At 43.2% G+C, this 15,575-nt stretch carries 16 protein-coding genes; 12 read left to right on the forward strand and 4 right to left on the reverse strand.

Annotated features, from left to right (window positions below; genetic code table 11):
• Positions 1–14 precede the first annotated feature (14 nt).
• The 7 genes from ACESPU_RS09070 to ACESPU_RS09100 all read left to right on the forward strand — a co-directional run bounded on the left by ACESPU_RS09070 (position 15) and on the right by ACESPU_RS09100 (position 8,414).
• The gene (locus ACESPU_RS09070) at positions 15–1,844 is read left to right on the forward strand and encodes a RagB/SusD family nutrient uptake outer membrane protein (RefSeq protein ID WP_057327365.1); all 1,830 of its coding nucleotides are present in this window, start codon (positions 15–17) and stop codon (positions 1,842–1,844) included.
• A 115-nt stretch (positions 1,845–1,959) separates the two neighbouring features.
• Positions 1,960–3,543 (forward strand): sulfatase, encoded by a 1,584-nt coding sequence (locus ACESPU_RS09075; RefSeq protein ID WP_057327364.1) that lies wholly within the window; start codon positions 1,960–1,962, stop codon positions 3,541–3,543.
• The gene (locus ACESPU_RS09080) at positions 3,536–4,894 is read left to right on the forward strand and encodes a sulfatase (RefSeq protein ID WP_057327363.1); all 1,359 of its coding nucleotides are present in this window, start codon (positions 3,536–3,538) and stop codon (positions 4,892–4,894) included. The genes ACESPU_RS09075 and ACESPU_RS09080 overlap by 8 nt, the downstream gene beginning before the upstream one ends.
• Before the next feature lie 207 nt (positions 4,895–5,101).
• Positions 5,102–6,277: a MalY/PatB family protein gene (locus ACESPU_RS09085; protein ID WP_008778607.1), complete on the forward strand. Its 1,176-nt coding sequence runs from the start codon at positions 5,102–5,104 to the stop codon at positions 6,275–6,277.
• 48 nt (positions 6,278–6,325) lie between these two features.
• Positions 6,326–6,901 (forward strand): peptidylprolyl isomerase, encoded by a 576-nt coding sequence (locus tag ACESPU_RS09090; RefSeq protein WP_005854436.1) that lies wholly within the window; start codon positions 6,326–6,328, stop codon positions 6,899–6,901.
• A 103-nt stretch (positions 6,902–7,004) separates the two neighbouring features.
• The gene (gene aroC, locus ACESPU_RS09095; protein ID WP_005864373.1) at positions 7,005–8,081 is read left to right on the forward strand and encodes a chorismate synthase; all 1,077 of its coding nucleotides are present in this window, start codon (positions 7,005–7,007) and stop codon (positions 8,079–8,081) included.
• 12 nt (positions 8,082–8,093) lie between these two features.
• Complete coding sequence (locus ACESPU_RS09100) at positions 8,094–8,414, forward strand: multidrug efflux SMR transporter (RefSeq protein WP_005854432.1); 321 nt, start codon at positions 8,094–8,096, stop codon at positions 8,412–8,414.
• Between the two features lie 106 nt (positions 8,415–8,520).
• Here ACESPU_RS09100 and rlmH read toward each other — a convergent pair whose 3' ends face one another.
• Positions 8,521–8,994 (reverse strand): 23S rRNA (pseudouridine(1915)-N(3))-methyltransferase RlmH, encoded by a 474-nt coding sequence (gene rlmH, locus ACESPU_RS09105; protein WP_005854430.1) that lies wholly within the window; start codon positions 8,992–8,994, stop codon positions 8,521–8,523.
• Positions 8,995–9,082: 88 nt separating this feature from the next.
• Here rlmH and ACESPU_RS09110 point away from each other — a divergent pair, with 88 nt between their 5' ends.
• The 3 genes from ACESPU_RS09110 (at position 9,083) to aldA (ending at position 11,923) form a co-directional block, all read left to right on the forward strand.
• A complete protein-coding gene (locus ACESPU_RS09110) occupies positions 9,083–9,454 on the forward strand; it encodes a DUF4783 domain-containing protein (RefSeq protein WP_008780051.1) in 372 nt (123 codons plus the stop codon).
• Positions 9,455–9,457: 3 nt separating this feature from the next.
• Positions 9,458–10,297: a carboxylating nicotinate-nucleotide diphosphorylase gene (nadC, locus tag ACESPU_RS09115; protein ID WP_005854425.1), complete on the forward strand. Its 840-nt coding sequence runs from the start codon at positions 9,458–9,460 to the stop codon at positions 10,295–10,297.
• Between the two features lie 189 nt (positions 10,298–10,486).
• Entirely contained in the window at positions 10,487–11,923 is a 1,437-nt protein-coding gene (aldA, locus tag ACESPU_RS09120; protein ID WP_057327362.1) for an aldehyde dehydrogenase, read from the forward strand.
• 45 nt (positions 11,924–11,968) lie between these two features.
• Here aldA and ACESPU_RS09125 read toward each other — a convergent pair whose 3' ends face one another.
• On the reverse strand, positions 11,969–13,729 hold the full coding sequence (locus ACESPU_RS09125; protein WP_036613276.1) for a DNA polymerase III subunit gamma/tau: 1,761 nt from the start codon (positions 13,727–13,729) through the stop codon (positions 11,969–11,971).
• Between the two features lie 69 nt (positions 13,730–13,798).
• Here ACESPU_RS09125 and ACESPU_RS09130 point away from each other — a divergent pair, with 69 nt between their 5' ends.
• Positions 13,799–14,104 carry a septum formation initiator family protein gene (locus tag ACESPU_RS09130; RefSeq protein WP_005854418.1) on the forward strand — a complete coding sequence of 102 codons (306 nt, stop codon included), beginning with the start codon at positions 13,799–13,801 and terminating at the stop codon, positions 14,102–14,104.
• Complete coding sequence (locus ACESPU_RS09135; RefSeq protein ID WP_036613279.1) at positions 14,105–14,428, forward strand: hypothetical protein; 324 nt, start codon at positions 14,105–14,107, stop codon at positions 14,426–14,428.
• Between the two features lie 175 nt (positions 14,429–14,603).
• Here ACESPU_RS09135 and ACESPU_RS09140 read toward each other — a convergent pair whose 3' ends face one another.
• Together ACESPU_RS09140 and ACESPU_RS09145 are read right to left on the reverse strand one after the other, a co-directional pair.
• Positions 14,604–15,209: an OmpH family outer membrane protein gene (locus ACESPU_RS09140; protein WP_121735911.1), complete on the reverse strand. Its 606-nt coding sequence runs from the start codon at positions 15,207–15,209 to the stop codon at positions 14,604–14,606.
• Between the two features lie 25 nt (positions 15,210–15,234).
• Positions 15,235–15,453, reverse strand: coding sequence for a hypothetical protein (locus ACESPU_RS09145; protein WP_005854411.1), 219 nt, complete (start codon positions 15,451–15,453; stop codon positions 15,235–15,237).
• Between the last annotated feature and the right edge of the window lie 122 nt (positions 15,454–15,575).

Raw genomic sequence — 15,575 nt, forward strand, 5'->3', positions numbered from 1 at the left:
AGCGTAATTTATTTATGAAAAGAATATATCTATCAATGGTTTCCCTATGTCTATTAGGGCTAAGTAGCTGTTTCGACATGGATAAATATCCGGAAGGAGAATTGTCTTCTGTCAATTCTTTCACCAGTACAACAGAAATCACCAAGTATCTGAATCAGTTTTATGAATCAACTCTTAAAATTAATGACAAAGATGTGGCAAACTCTGCCATAAAGGTACAATCTAACAGCATTGGAAATCCAACGGGCATCGCCTTTGGGGACTTGAATAGCGATAATATGCAGAGTAATGTAATAGACACACGTCTTGCGGGAGAAACCACATTAAGTTCCGCTGTCGAATTAACAGAGTATAAACATATCAGAAGTCTAAACTTCTTAATCAACAACCTCGATAATTGCGAGGAGATCGGTCCGGAAATGGAGCAATGCATCGGAGAAGCTTATTTCTTCAGAGCCTGCTATTATTATAGGTTATTCGTTAATTATGGAGAAGTCACTTGGTTAACGAAAGTATTAGATCCGATTCAAGAACAGATGGAACGTCCCCGAAACAGTAGGCTTGAGGTCGCTGATAGTATATTGGCGGATTTAGATATAGCGATCGAGCATCTAAACACTCAAACCAATAGCTCGACAATGCGTGTACACAAAGATGTAGCAAGAGCGCTTAAGAGTGAGGTCGCTTTATTTGAAGGTACTTGGGAGAAATACCATCGTGCGAAAAACACGCCATTCTATGATAAAAAAGTAACTGATGAGAAAATCAACTCTTATCTACGGCAAGCCGCAGATGTCGCTAAAGATGTAATAGACGAAGGGGTATGGAGCATCTCAAAAGGGAATCCCAATACCGCTTATCGAGACTTGTTCATCACTTTGGATCTCTCACATAATCCAGAAGTTTTATGGTGGAAGAAATATGATGCTGCCAATAACATCGGCCATTCCGTAACACGTTATTTAAATAAAGGAGGTGGCACTTGTGGGGCATCCGCTTCTCTTGTTGATGATTATTTGACGAAAGAAGGAAAGCCTTTTGTCGGTTCCGAACGAGACAAAGCGAAGGTAATATACGGGGACGAATTGAGTCCGGACTTACGAGACCCACGATTATCCCAGACCATTTGCATGCCAGGACAAGATTTACGTCCAAATGGAGAATTCGTATTCAAACTTCCTCCTTTGAATGAGGAAAGCCGGAATCAAAATACGACAGGTTATTCTATCCTAAAATACGTAGAATATAATACGACTTATATTCCTACTATAGATGGGGAAGGCAAAAGCCAAGCGCCAGCTATACAATTCCGTTACGCCGATATTTTATTAAACTACGCTGAGGCTCTGGCAGAATTAGATGGTGCGGCTAACGCTAGCAAAATAAAAGAAGCCTTAAGGCCACTTCGAGAGCGTGTGGGCATGCCCGAGATGGATTTCGACAGAGAGTTCAATACCGATCCCGATTACCCGTTTAATAAATTGGATAAATATATACAAGCAGTACGAAGAGAACGACGCATAGAAAAAGCTTTAGAGGGAAGCCGGCTTCAAGATATCTTGCGCTGGGCCGCCGCAGACATCCTCATTATTGGAAAAACTCCAACAGGTGCATTATTCAAAGGGAGTTCTTTGGAAACCGCTTATGGAGAAAGCCTGCAAGAAGGTGAAAATCTTTTCTTAACAGGTACGCCCTCCGACTCCAAACGCTATATCATACCGTTCAATAATAAGCATTATCCTAACGGATGGCAATTCAATCCGGAACGAGATTATTTATTACCCATACAACCTCGTATGCTATCGCTTACAGGTAACCAATGGGTCCAAAACCCCGGTTGGTAATTTACTTGATTACAGGATTTAGCCTAATAAAAGAGAAAGTCTTTCCTCACAAACTTTAGGCTAAACCCTGTAATAAACAAATACCTTAATCACGAACACAATAAAAGTCTAAATAATGAAAAAAGAATTATTATTCACATTCTCTGCTTTAATAGCTACGACTTCCTGCAACATCAAAAAAACAGATTCAGAGCAGATAGCAGGAAAAAAGCCGATGAATATCATCTATATCATGTCTGACGATCATTCTTACCAGACAATCAGTGCTTATGATAAACGCTTCATACAAACTCCCAATATAGACCGACTGGCAAACGAGGGAGTACGTTTCACCAATAGCTTTGTTGCCAATTCCATCAGTGGACCTAGTCGAGCCTGTATATTAACCGGTAAACATAGTCATGCTAATGGTTTCACTGATAACAGTTCCACATTTGATGGTTCCCAGCAAACATACCCCAAACTTTTACAAAAAGCCGGATATGAAACAGCAATAATCGGAAAGTGGCATCTAACTTCCGCTCCTACCGGATTTGATTATTCGGAAATTTTAATAGGTCAAGGCATTTATTACAACGCTCCATTTATCAAAAACGGGAAACAGGTCCCATCAAAAGGCTATGTTACCAACGTCATCACAGAAAAAGCAATCGACTGGATGGAGAATATACATGATAAAAATAAGCCTTTCTGCTTGTTACTCCATCACAAAGCTCCTCATCGTACATGGATGCCCGATACTTGTGATTTACAACTTTTCAGCGATACGACATTCGAGTTACCAGCCAATTTTTATGACGACTACAACGGTCGTCAAGCCGCTCATGAGCAAAAGATGAGTATCATAAAAGATATGGATTTAGTCTATGATTTAAAAATGGCTGATAAAGAAAATGAAATCCATACAACTACAGGGTTAGAGAATGCCGGACGCAGCATGTATAACAGTATGACACCCGAAGAGAAAGCTGCTTGGGATGCTCATTATGATCCAATCATTCAGAAATTCAAGAAAGACAAACTTTCTGGTAAGCAACTATCTGAATGGAAATATCAACAATATATGCGAGACTATTTACGTGTCATCCATTCCATAGACAGAAATATTGGAGTATTATTGAATTATTTAGAAAAGACAGGATTATTAGAAAACACAATGATTGTCTACACTTCCGACCAAGGATTCTATATGGGAGAACACGGATGGTTCGATAAACGTTTCATGTATGAGGAATCTTTCCGGACTCCTTTATTAATTCGTTTGCCGGGAGGAAAGAAAGGAGATATCGGTGAGTTTGTCCAAAACATTGATTACGGACCGACTATCCTAGATTTAGCAGGAATCCAAATCCCATCCGATATGCATGGTGTTTCCTTTTTGCCTCTGTTACGTGGAGAAAAAGTTGAGAACTGGCGTAAATCACTCTATTACCACTTTTATGAGTACCCTGCGGAGCATTCTGTTAAACGTCATTATGGCGTACGCACAGAACGTTATAAATTAATTCATTTTTATAACGATATCGATAAATGGGAATTATTTGATCTACAAGAAGATCCTATGGAGATGAACAACTTGTATGGAAAAACAGGATATGAGAATATCACTCATCAACTGGAAAAGGAGCTTATACGTTTACAAAAACAATATCAAGACACGAATGCCATGTCGTTTAATAAACAATTAATCCATGAATAAAATTAAATATATACTGTACATTACAGGAGTTTTAGCCTCGTATGACGGGCATAGTCAACCGACAAAGCCCAATATCATAGTTATCAATTGTGATGATATGGGATATGGAGACTTATCTTGTTTCGGAAGTCCTACGATAAAAACCCCGAATATCGACCGGATGGCTATAGAAGGACAAAAATGGAGTAGTTTTTACGTTTCAGCATCAGTCTCCTCTCCTAGCCGTGCCGGATTATTAACAGGCCGCCTAGGAGTCCGTACCGGAATGTATGGAGATCAACGCAGAGTCCTGTTTCCTGATTCCAAAGGGGGATTGCCTTCTGAGGAACTAACGATCGCAGAACTGCTGAAACAAGCCGGATATCATACGGCTTGCATAGGTAAATGGCATTTAGGACATTTACCAGAATACATGCCATTACGTCATGGCTTTGACTATTTTTACGGTTATCCTTATTCCAATGATATGAGCCGGAAGGAACAAATTAAATTAGGCAACACAAAATATCCTTATGAATATATTATTTATGAACAAGAAAAAGAGCTGGAAAGGGAGCCCCAACAATATAATTTAACGCAACAAGTGACGAAAGCTGCTATCCGCTACATTAAATCAAATGAGAATTCGCCTTTTTTCTTGTATTTAGCACACCCTATGCCTCATATGCCTGTATATGCCTCTACTGACTTTCAAGGTAAATCAGCCAGAGGCAAATATGGTGACACCGTAGAGGAACTGGATTGGAGTGTAGGACAAATCTTGCAAACATTAAAATCTGAAGGATTAGATAAAAACACATTGGTTATTTTCACATCTGATAATGGGCCATGGCTTTTATGTAAACAAGAAGGAGGATCACCGGGTCCGTTAAAGGATGGCAAAGCTTCCATGTTCGAAGGAGGGTTCCGCGTTCCATGTATTATGTGGGGAGCAATGGTTAAACCGGGATATATAACGGATATGGCTAGTACATTAGACTTACTACCTACATTTTGTGAGATAGCAGGAATTCCATTGCCTTCAGATCGGCATTATGATGGAATCAGCTTGCTAAATGTATTAAAAGATAAGTCTACTTGTAAACGCGATGTGTTTTACTTTTACAGAGGCAGTGAATTATACGCGATTCGAAAAGGTAAATATAAAGCCCATTTCTCTTATAGACCAGCTTATGGAGCAACGGATAAAATCGTATATGATAAACCTGTTTTATATGATTTAGGTACTGACCCTGGAGAATTATACAATATAGCAGAAGAACATCCGGATATTGTACAGGAATTAACCATGTTGGCCAATGCACATAAAGCTTCATTAAAGATTGCTAAGAGTATCTTCGACCAAAAGTAAACTATATGTCTTATACTATTCGGTGAATTTGTTTCTCTTATTTTTCAAGAAGCAAATTCACTGATTTTATTTTTAGAGAGAAAAGTCTTTTATAAAGTTTCCTACTATACAAAAACATCATCTTTATACATATTTTGCTTTAAAATCGCAGTTTTTTATGTAAGTTTGACCCCTAAAACAATTAAGAAACTGATCGTTAATAAAAATATGAAACACTACAACTTCGACGAAGTTATCGAACGGCATGGGACGAGTTGCGTGAAATTCGACCGTTTGAAAGAGATGTTCGGTGACGAGAATCTGATACCACTATGGGTGGCGGATATGGATTTCCGCACACCGGACTTTATTGTAGAGGCCCTGAAGAAACGTTGTGAGCACGAGATATTCGGCTATACATTCGGCTCCGACGAGTATTACGAGAGTATCATCAATTGGGTACACTACAAACATAACTGGAAAATACAACGGGAATGGATCAGCTATATCCCGGGAATCGTAAAGGGAATCGCTTTCGCTATCCAATGCTTTACGCAAAAAGGAGATAAGGTCATCATCCAGCCCCCTGTTTATCATCCGTTCCGCATCGTTCCGGAGAAAATGAAGCGTGAGGTCGTTTATAATCCGCTAAAGATGGTAGACGGCATCTATGAGATGGATTTCGATCATCTTGAATCTATTATAGATGATAAATGCAAGGTATTGATCCTCTGCAACCCTCACAATCCGGGCGGGATCGTCTGGAAAAAGGAAACCTTGGTCCGATTGGCCGAGATTTGCACCAAGCACAATATTTTGGTTATCTCCGATGAGATTCATGCGGAAATGGCCTATCCTCAGTATACGCATTATCCATTTGCCTCCGTATCGGATACTGCCGCTTCTTGCAGCGTAACTTTCATGGCACCGAGCAAGACGTTCAATATCGCCGGTATCGTGACTTCCTACGCAATCGTACCCAATGATCGCATCCGGGAAGAATTTTACTCTTTCCTTGAGGCCGGAGAGTTTGGCGATGGCACGATCTTCGCTTATACGGCGACAACCGCCGCTTACACCTATGGCGCCGAATGGTTGCAACAAATGCGAATGTATATCATGGAGAATGTACGTTTCGTGGAAGAGTTCATGAAACTACATCTCCCCAAGATAAAAGTTTACCAGCCCCAAGCCTCCTTCCTCGTTTGGTTGGATTGCAGGGAACTGGAATTAAGTCAAGATGAACTCGTACACCTGTTCAAAGACAAAGCCGGACTAGCGCTGAACGACGGAAGTATCTTCGGTCCCGGGGGAGAAGGCCATATGCGTTTGAACATTGGTTGCCCCCGCTCTGTTTTAGATAAAGCGATGAACGCTCTTAAAAAGGCGGTGGATAAGAAATAAAATCGTATCTTTGCGAGCATTTCTATACATATTTAAAATACAAGACAAATGAAAATTACAGCAAACAAATACGTTGCGGTTACATACGACCTGAACGTTGGCGAAGGTGAAGAACGTGAGTTAATGGAAAAAGCGACGGTCGAGGCTCCTTTGAAATTCATCTACGGAACAGGCATGATGCTTCCGGCATTCGAGAAAGCCTTGAACGGGCTGGAAGTAGGTGGCACGTTCAACTTCTCCATCGAGCCAGCCGAGGCTTATGGCGAATATAACGAGGAGCACGTATTGGATCTTCCGAAGAATATCTTCGAGGTGGACGGTAAATTCGACGCCGAGATGATCAAGGAAGGTAATACCGTCCCAATGATGGATTCTAATGGCAACCGTATGAACGGCTCTGTATTGGAAGTGAAGGATGATATCGTGGTAATGGACTTCAACCATCCGTTGGCTGGCGAGACTTTGCATTTCAGCGGCGAGGTAATCGACGTACACGAACCGACAGCGGAAGAGATCGCAGCCTTCTCCGCTCCCGCAGGTGGATGTAGTTGCGGTTGCGACGATTGCGGTAGCGATTGTGGCGATAACCACGAGGGTGGTTGTGGTTGTGGTGGATGCCACTAAATAATGGGAAATTGAGAATTGAAAATTGAAAATTAGGAGAAACGCCTAATCATCGGCTTTTGATTCTCAATTTTCAGTTTTCAATTTTCAATTAGACAAAGCGGTGAATACTTTTGGTAATATTTATAGATTAACATCGTTCGGCGAATCGCACGGCCCCGGTATCGGCGGCGTGATCGACGGATGCCCAGCCGGGATCGAATTAGATACGGCATTCATCCAGCAAGAGCTGAACCGTCGTAAACCGGGACAATCCCGTATCACGACCCCCCGTAAAGAGGATGATGAGGTACAGTTTCTTTCCGGTATCTACGAGGGAAAGACAACCGGCACGCCGATAGGTTTCATCATCTGGAACAAAAACCAACATTCCTCGGACTATGACAATATGAAAACGGTTTACCGTCCTTCCCATGCTGATTATACCTATCAAACGAAATATGGAATCCGTGATCCCCGTGGAGGTGGACGTTCGTCCGCCCGGGAAACGATAGCTCGTTGCGTGGCTGGGGCCATCGCTAAACTCGCCCTTAAGCAATACGGCATACAGATTCAAGCTTATACCTCGCAGGTCGGCCCGATCCAATTAGCGGGTAGTTACCAAGATTATGATTTAAGCTTGACGGAGGAGAGCGACGTACGTTGCCCGGACCCGAAGACCGCCTCAGAGATGGAAACCTTGATCGCCGAGGTCAAATCAAAAGGAGATACGATCGGCGGTATTATTACCTGTGTGGCGAAAGGGGTTCCCGTCGGATTGGGAGAGCCTGTGTTCGGCAAGTTACATGCCGCGTTGGGACATGCGATGCTTACGATCAACGCCGTGAAGGGCTTCGAGTATGGAGACGGATTCAACGCCGCCTTCTTCCGCGGATCGGAAAGGAACGATCGCTTTTTCAATGATAACGGGCATATCAATACTCGTACCAATAATTCCGGCGGTATCCAAGGAGGGATCTCCAACGGACAAGATATTTATTTCCGGGTAGCCTTTAAATCGGTCGCTACGATCTTGATGGAACAAGAAACGGTTAACATGGAGGGAGAGGATACGATATTAAAGGCACGCGGACGTCATGATCCATGCGTATTGCCTCGTGCGGTACCTATCGTCGAGTCTATGACCGCCATGACTTTATTGGATTATTTATTGATCCAGAAGACACGGGAAAACTTTTAAGACTAATTCTATATGGCTTGGATTCTGTTAATTATAGCCGGATTATTCGAGATCGGCTGGCCGCTGGGCTTTAAATTAGCAAGTATGCATTCCAAATATTTTATTTGGTTTATAGGTTTATCGATCTTATCCATGGGCTTAAGCGGTTATTTCTTATATCTCGCCCAGAAAAGCATCCCGATCGGTACGGCTTATGTAATCTGGACCGGGATCGGGGCTATAGGGACTGTTCTTCTTGGAATCTTGTTTTTCCATGATTCCGCGAATATATTCAGGTTATTGTTCTTATCCTTGATATTGATAGGGATCGTCGGCCTGAAATTAGTCCATTAATCCGGGAGAAAAACACCAGTATTCGCATAGCCTCACGGCAGTATCGGTGTGAACTTACGCCAGTATAGGCGTAGGGCTATGCGGATACCGGCGTTAAACGATGCGGTTATTCATGATGGTAAGGCTCGTTATTCAAGATCGTCATCGCCCGGTAAATCTGCTCGATAAAGATCAATCGGATCATCTGGTGGGAAAAAGTCATCTTGCTCAACGAGATCTTTTCCGATGCCGCCTTATACACGGCCTCACTAAAACCGTAAGGACCGCCCACCACAAATACCAAGCGTTTCGGGACCGTATGCATTTTCTTTTCCAGATAAGTAGAAAATTGCATGGAGGTGAACTCCTTCCCTTTCTCGTCCAGCAACACCAAATAATCGCCGGGCTGCAAAGCCTTTAAAATCAATTCGCCCTCTTTCTCCTTTTGCTGCGCCTCTGAGAGGTTCTTCACGTTCTTTATATCCGGTATGACTTCCATTTCAAAGGGTATATAATGCGTCAAGCGATTTTTATACTCATTGATAGCCTCCACAAAATAACCGGCATCCGTCTTACCAATCACAATCAGTCCAATCTTCATCTACTTACATTTACAGGTTTAGAAAGGCTAAGTTACAAGAAAAATACATACCTTTGCCACTAATTACTCAATAAAATAAAGAAAGCTTATGAAACGACTCTTACTTACATTCGCCTTGATATTCGCATTCGTATGTGCGCAGGCGGCGGATATTACCAGTATATCAAATGCTTTCAAGGCAGGAAATGCCTCCTCTCTATCCGGTGCTATGGATAAGGTGGTGGATGTAGCCTTGCCCGGTTCCTCTAAGAAATGTAACGGAAGTGAGGCCGTCTCTATGTTGTCCTCATTTTTCAGTTCGAATAAGCCTTCCGGATTCTCGGTCGTACATCATGCGGATAAAAAGGAAAGCGGTTTCCTTGTCGGAAAGCTTCCGACGTCTTCCGGTGAGTACCGTGTAAACATCACGTACCGTGCCGAAGGGAATACAGCGATTATACAATCAATCAGAATAGAATAAAAGATGGACAAACTTATTGACGACTTAATCAAATTAGCGTTTGCCGAGGATATTGGCGATGGTGATCATACCACCTTATGTTGCATCCCCGAGACAGCGATGGGGAAAAGCCAGCTGATCATCAAGGAAGATGGCGTATTGGCCGGCGTGGAAATGGCTAAACGTATCTTCCACGACTTCGATCCGGAACTGAAAATGACGGTCTTTATACAAGACGGAGCCGAAGTGAAAAAAGGGGATATAGCGTTCGTGGTGGAAGGTAAGATCCAATCCTTATTGCAGACTGAGCGGTTGATGCTGAATGTTATGCAACGCATGAGCGGTATCGCTACTACGACTCGTAAATACGCCAAGGCGTTAGAAGGCACCAAGACACACGTTCTAGATACTCGCAAGACAACTCCCGGTATGCGTATGATCGAGAAAGAGGCCGTACGTATCGGTGGCGGCATGAACCATCGCATCGGTTTGTTCGATATGATCTTATTGAAAGATAATCATGTGGATTTCGCCGGCGGCATCGAGCAAGCGATCACACGTGCGCAAAACTATCTGAAAGAGAAAGGAAAGAGCCTAAAGATCGAGATCGAGGTTCGTAACTTCGACGAGTTGGAACAAGCCATGAAAGTAGGCGGTATCGATCGTATCATGTTGGATAATTTCAATATCGAGAATACAAAAGAAGCGGTTCGCCGCATCAACGGACGTTTCGAGGTAGAGTCTTCCGGCGGTATCACGTTCGACACATTACGTGATTACGCGGAATGTGGCGTAGACTTCATCTCCGTAGGGGCTTTGACTCACTCCGTGAAGAGCTTGGATATGAGCTTCAAAGCCTGCTAAAACGAAAAACGATCATTCTATAAAAAAACAGCCTTGAGAAGATCAACTTCTTGAGGCTGTTTTTCTATATCTACCCTATTATCTTGATTCACTATCATTTCTGATAGAACTATTATCATTTTTAAAACATTGCCATTCCTTCCTTTCCCGTACTTTTAAGAACAAATTATTCAACCTAAAAATAGTATCATGAAAGAATTGAAAATGTTTATAGATGGCAGATTCATTGAGAATGAGTCTGGGAAATGGATCAAGGTATTGAATCCTTCTACCGAAGAGGTTATTTCACTGATGCCTGACGGGACGGTTGAAGATGCCAGAAAAGCGATCGATGCCGCAGAGAAAGCGCAGAATCAATGGGAAAGAACACCCTCTATAGAAAGGGCGGCTTATCTGACAAAGATAGCGACAGGCATCCGTAAGAGAGAGAAGGAACTGACCGACATCATCGTCCGTGAAGGAGGCAAAACCCAAGGACTCGCCAATGTTGAAGTTCTTTTTACCGCGGATTATATGGATTACATGGCAGGCTGGGCCCGTCGGTACGAAGGGGAAATCATTCCCAGTGACCGCCCTCATGAAAGCATTTTCTTATTTAAGAGACCGATTGGAGTAACGACAGGTATCCTACCTTGGAATTTCCCATTCTTTCTAGTCGCTCGTAAAGCCGCTCCGGCCTTGATCACCGGAAATACGATCGTGATAAAACCTAGCCAGCTTACGCCAGAGAACGCATACGTATTCGCACAGATCGTGGAGGAGGCAGGTTTGCCTGCCGGCGTTTTCAATCTGGTAAATGGACGGGGTAGCGTGATTGGGCATGAACTCGCGGCGAATCCGAAAGTAGGTATGGTTAGTCTGACAGGAAGCGTGGGAGCCGGACAACAAACCATGTCCGCTGCCGCTCCTAATATCACGAAAGTATCTCTGGAGTTAGGAGGTAAAGCCCCGGCTATCGTGATGAAGGACGCAGATATCGATCTTGCTGTTAAGTCTATTATTGCCTCTCGTGTGATCAATACCGGACAGGTATGTAATTGTGCCGAACGGGTTTATGTAGACAAAGCGATAAAAGAGACCTTCATGGAAAAACTAGTCGCCGGCATGAAGCAGGTAAAAGTAGGAAACCCCAATGAGGTCGCGGATCTGGATATGGGACCGCTTATTGAAGCCAGCGCGTTGGAGTCTATGGAGAAAAAAGTAGAGAGAGCGATCCAGCAAGGTGCTAGGCTACTGTGTGGCGGGCATAGGATCGGTACAAAAGGATATTTCTTCGAACCGACCGTTTTGGATTGTGTTACACAGAAAATGGATATCATACAAGAAGAGACTTTTGGCCCCATACTGCCGGTTGTCGAATATTCAGATATCAACGACGCTATCGCATGGGCGAATGATTGCGAATATGGATTGACATCTTCCGTATATACACAAAACTTGGATAATGCATTCAAGGTAATGCGTTCCTTAAAATTCGGGGAGACTTATATTAACCGTGAGAATTTTGAGGCTATGCAAGGCTTCCATGCGGGATGGCGTAAATCCGGAATCGGTGGCGCGGATGGAAAACATGGACTTGAGGAGTATTTGCAAACTCAAGTGGTTTATCTTGAGACAAAGGAATAAAAAATAAGACTAAAGATCCCTTCTTGGGATCTTTAGCATATCTACTTAATCTAACGTCAAATTAAACTCATCCCTCAAACGGCCCAAGGTAGGATTTATCTTCATCAGCAACTCTAGCTTTTCCGTGGATGTATAAGCCAAATGCTTCTCATTTCCCTCTACGATCCGGACACGCATCTGGATACGGCTATTAGTAAGATGCTGGCGGAGAAATGGCAGGATATGGATCGCGTTATTGATCAATTCCTCTTGCTGCCCCGGGTTATGTACGGCTACCTCGAAATAATAATTCTCTTGCAAGGTAGGCTTGCAATTGATCATCGTATTCTTAAGATACACTTTCTTGTCAATCGTTGCGGCGTAATTATCCCATTCACGAACCAAGGAATCATTGTCAAAGGGAGTTACTACCTCCTTTACGTTCGTTGTCGCTTGTTGAACGGTTTGTTGCTTAGGCTTCTCCACTCCGATCTCCTTCATGGAGATTCCCATCGGACGAGCCGTTCTACGAACCGGATTAGGCGCTGTAGACGGAGGTGGCGCAGGAACCGAGCTCGGCATGTGCGTACTCATAACTTGTGGAGCACCGGCCGCTGCCGTAACTGAAGGAGCTTGAGGCGGCTGTTGAGGCTTCCCGCTATTCACCGCTTGAGAAGCTGGATTCGTCCCGGCGATCGGCTCAATCAGCGCTTTTTTTTTATCGTCGGCGGCTACCTGTGTTAATTGACAGAGCTGAATCAACGTCAATTCCAATAAAAGACGCTTATTGCGGCTGGCACGATAATTCAAATCGCACGTATTCGCTAGCTCTATCGCCTTGAACAGAAGTTGATCCGGACAATGTTTCGCCATCTCCTTATATCGTTCACGTATAGAAGCCCCCACCTCGAATAGCACCAAGGTGGACTCATCCCGGCATACCAATAAATCCCGGAAATGCCCGGCCAAACCGGTTATGATATTCTGCCCGTCGAATCCTTTGCCTAATATCTCGTTCAAGATCAATAAAGATGCCCGCACATTGCCAGATAAGATCGCATCCGTCAGACGAAAATAATACTCATAATCCAGCACGTTCAAGTTATCGATAACCGCTTGATACGTGATATTGCCATTCGTGAAACTTACCACTTGGTCAAAGATAGACAAAGCGTCGCGCATACCTCCATCCGCTTTCTGGGCGATCACGTTCAAGGCTTCCGGTTCCGCTGTTACCCCCTCCTGCGAAGAGACATATTGCAGATGCTCCACCATGTCGGCGATGGATATACGGGAGAAATCATAGATCTGACAACGGGAAAGGATCGTGGGAAGCACCTTATGCTTCTCGGTCGTAGCCAAGATAAAGAGAGCATGATGCGGAGGTTCCTCCAATGTCTTCAAGAATGCGTTGAAAGCGGCGGTCGTCAACATATGAACCTCGTCAATAATGAAGACTTTGTATTTACCGATTGGAGGCGGGATACGCACTTGGTCGATCAAGGTACGAATATCGTCCACCGAGTTATTCGAGGCGGCATCCAGTTCATGAATATTATAAGAACGCTGCTCATTGAAAGCCCGGCACGACTCGCACGCATTACAAGCCTCGCCATCCGCCGTCGGATTCAAGCAATTGATCGTCTTCGCAAAGATACGGGCACACGAGGTCTTTCCTACTCCACGAGGACCGCAAAACAGGTAAGCATGCGCTAATTTGTTACTTTGTATCGCGTTTTTCAGCGTAGTGGTAAGAGACTTCTGCCCTACTACACTCCGAAAAGTGGACGGGCGATATTTTCTTGCCGATACAATATAATTATCCATTCTCTGCTTTTTATTGATAAGACAAAGATAAACAAAATAATTCATTATCTTCGCGAAAACGATGTTCCGATGTCACGCATAAAAGAGTTTTACATAAAGTATCTATCGTGGATCAACGCTTATTGGTTGGTTACCATCGTGTTCCTTATCGTCACCTTTACGGTGGGCGATAGCAGCCTGTATAAACGCTATACGTACGACGAGAAAATACGCGGCTTGGAGAAAGAGATCAAACATTACCAAAAGGAGATCGAAATCAACAGCAAGAAATTAAACGACCTTCATACGGACAAGGAGGGACTGGAACGTTTCGCCCGTGAAGAGTATTTTATGAAAAGGTCGAACGAGGATGTTTTTATTATCAAGGACAAATAAATGAATCAACAAATCAGATCGATTATTTTCGGCGTAGCGGGATTACTCGTATTAGCCGGTGCCGTATTGTTTCTTACTCATTGGGCTGTCGCCCCTTATTTATTCGCTGTCGGTGCGGCGGGTATAGCCGTTTGCTATCTGACCCTTCCGGTTAAGGACTTGGACTTTCGTCGCCGTCGGCTCCACCGTTTCAACGTATTCGCCGGACTTCTAATGATCGTATCTTCCGGCTTTATGTTCAACAACCGTACCGAGTGGATCCTTTGCTTGAGCGTAGCCGCTATCTTACAAGTATATACCGCTTTCGTTACTCCTAAAGAGTAATTGGCCGCAAAACGCAGTCTCGACCGATGAATATATACTGACCAGGCCAACGCAGTATATATTACTTTGCAGATACAGTATATCTTCTATAAAATCCCCGGTAAGCACCGTTAAAAAAAGGATGTATCAAACGTTCCTTTGATACACCCTTTCTTTTATAAATTCTATTAATAGCTTACTTGGCCGGAGAGGAATAATTCTTATTCAAGTATTCCAGCAATTCGCCTGTGATATCATAGGAATCGCCAGCCAAAAGGATATTATCTCCTACCGTATTGCTGAATACCACTTGATAGCCCCTACCCTGATTGAAAGCCTTCAATTGAGAAACAACCGTATCGCGTAATTGCTCGTTCAACTTCTGCTGCTCTTGCATCAACTCTTGAGCCAATTGGTTATCTAAGTTCTGCAACTCTTGTTGCTTATTCAATAAACGTTGTTGCTCTTGCTCCGCCCTCTCACGGGTAAGGAAAGCGTTATTTTCTACCTTACGCTGGAAATCTTGCATCTCGCCTTGTAAACTACGGGCTTTCTGGGTGATGTTAGCACGGGAATTCTCTTGTTTCTTCAAGATGATCTCGTTCAGATCCTTGGAATAATTGTAATTAAGTAACAGGGAATCCACATTTACATAAGCGATCGGAAGTAAGGCCGTTGTGTCTCCCGCTGACGCAAATGTTCTTGTTACGCTTGATTCTTTCTTGCCGGAAAATTGCATAATATACAAGATTACGACAGCCACCGCTAGCACACCGTTAATAACGTAGTTAATGTTCTTCATAAAGTGCAATTTAAATCTTATTTTTTTATTCTTTTATTTCGTTCATGATGTCATAGAGCCCCTTTTGCTTAACCGCCATACGATCCATGGTCTTCGCGCAAAATATACCTTTCTTACCCAACGCCCTGTTTCCTTCGATATGCGTATTCGGGAACCTTCCTCCCTTTTTCAACAGCACTTTTATCGATAGCAACACGACACTGATAACAAGAATTATGACCGTAAATAATAACGTTGTAAGCATTTTCTCTATATTTGTGGACGCAAATATAAGAGTTTAAGTGATTACTAAGTGTCTTTTTGGCATTTTATTCTACTTTTTTTCGAACTAAGCTCTTTCAGTTGCGGTTTTATTAACTTTAGAGT

It is taken from the genome of Parabacteroides sp. 20_3 (assembly GCF_964238835.1).
In the GTDB taxonomy this organism is placed as follows: domain Bacteria; phylum Bacteroidota; class Bacteroidia; order Bacteroidales; family Tannerellaceae; genus Parabacteroides; species Parabacteroides distasonis.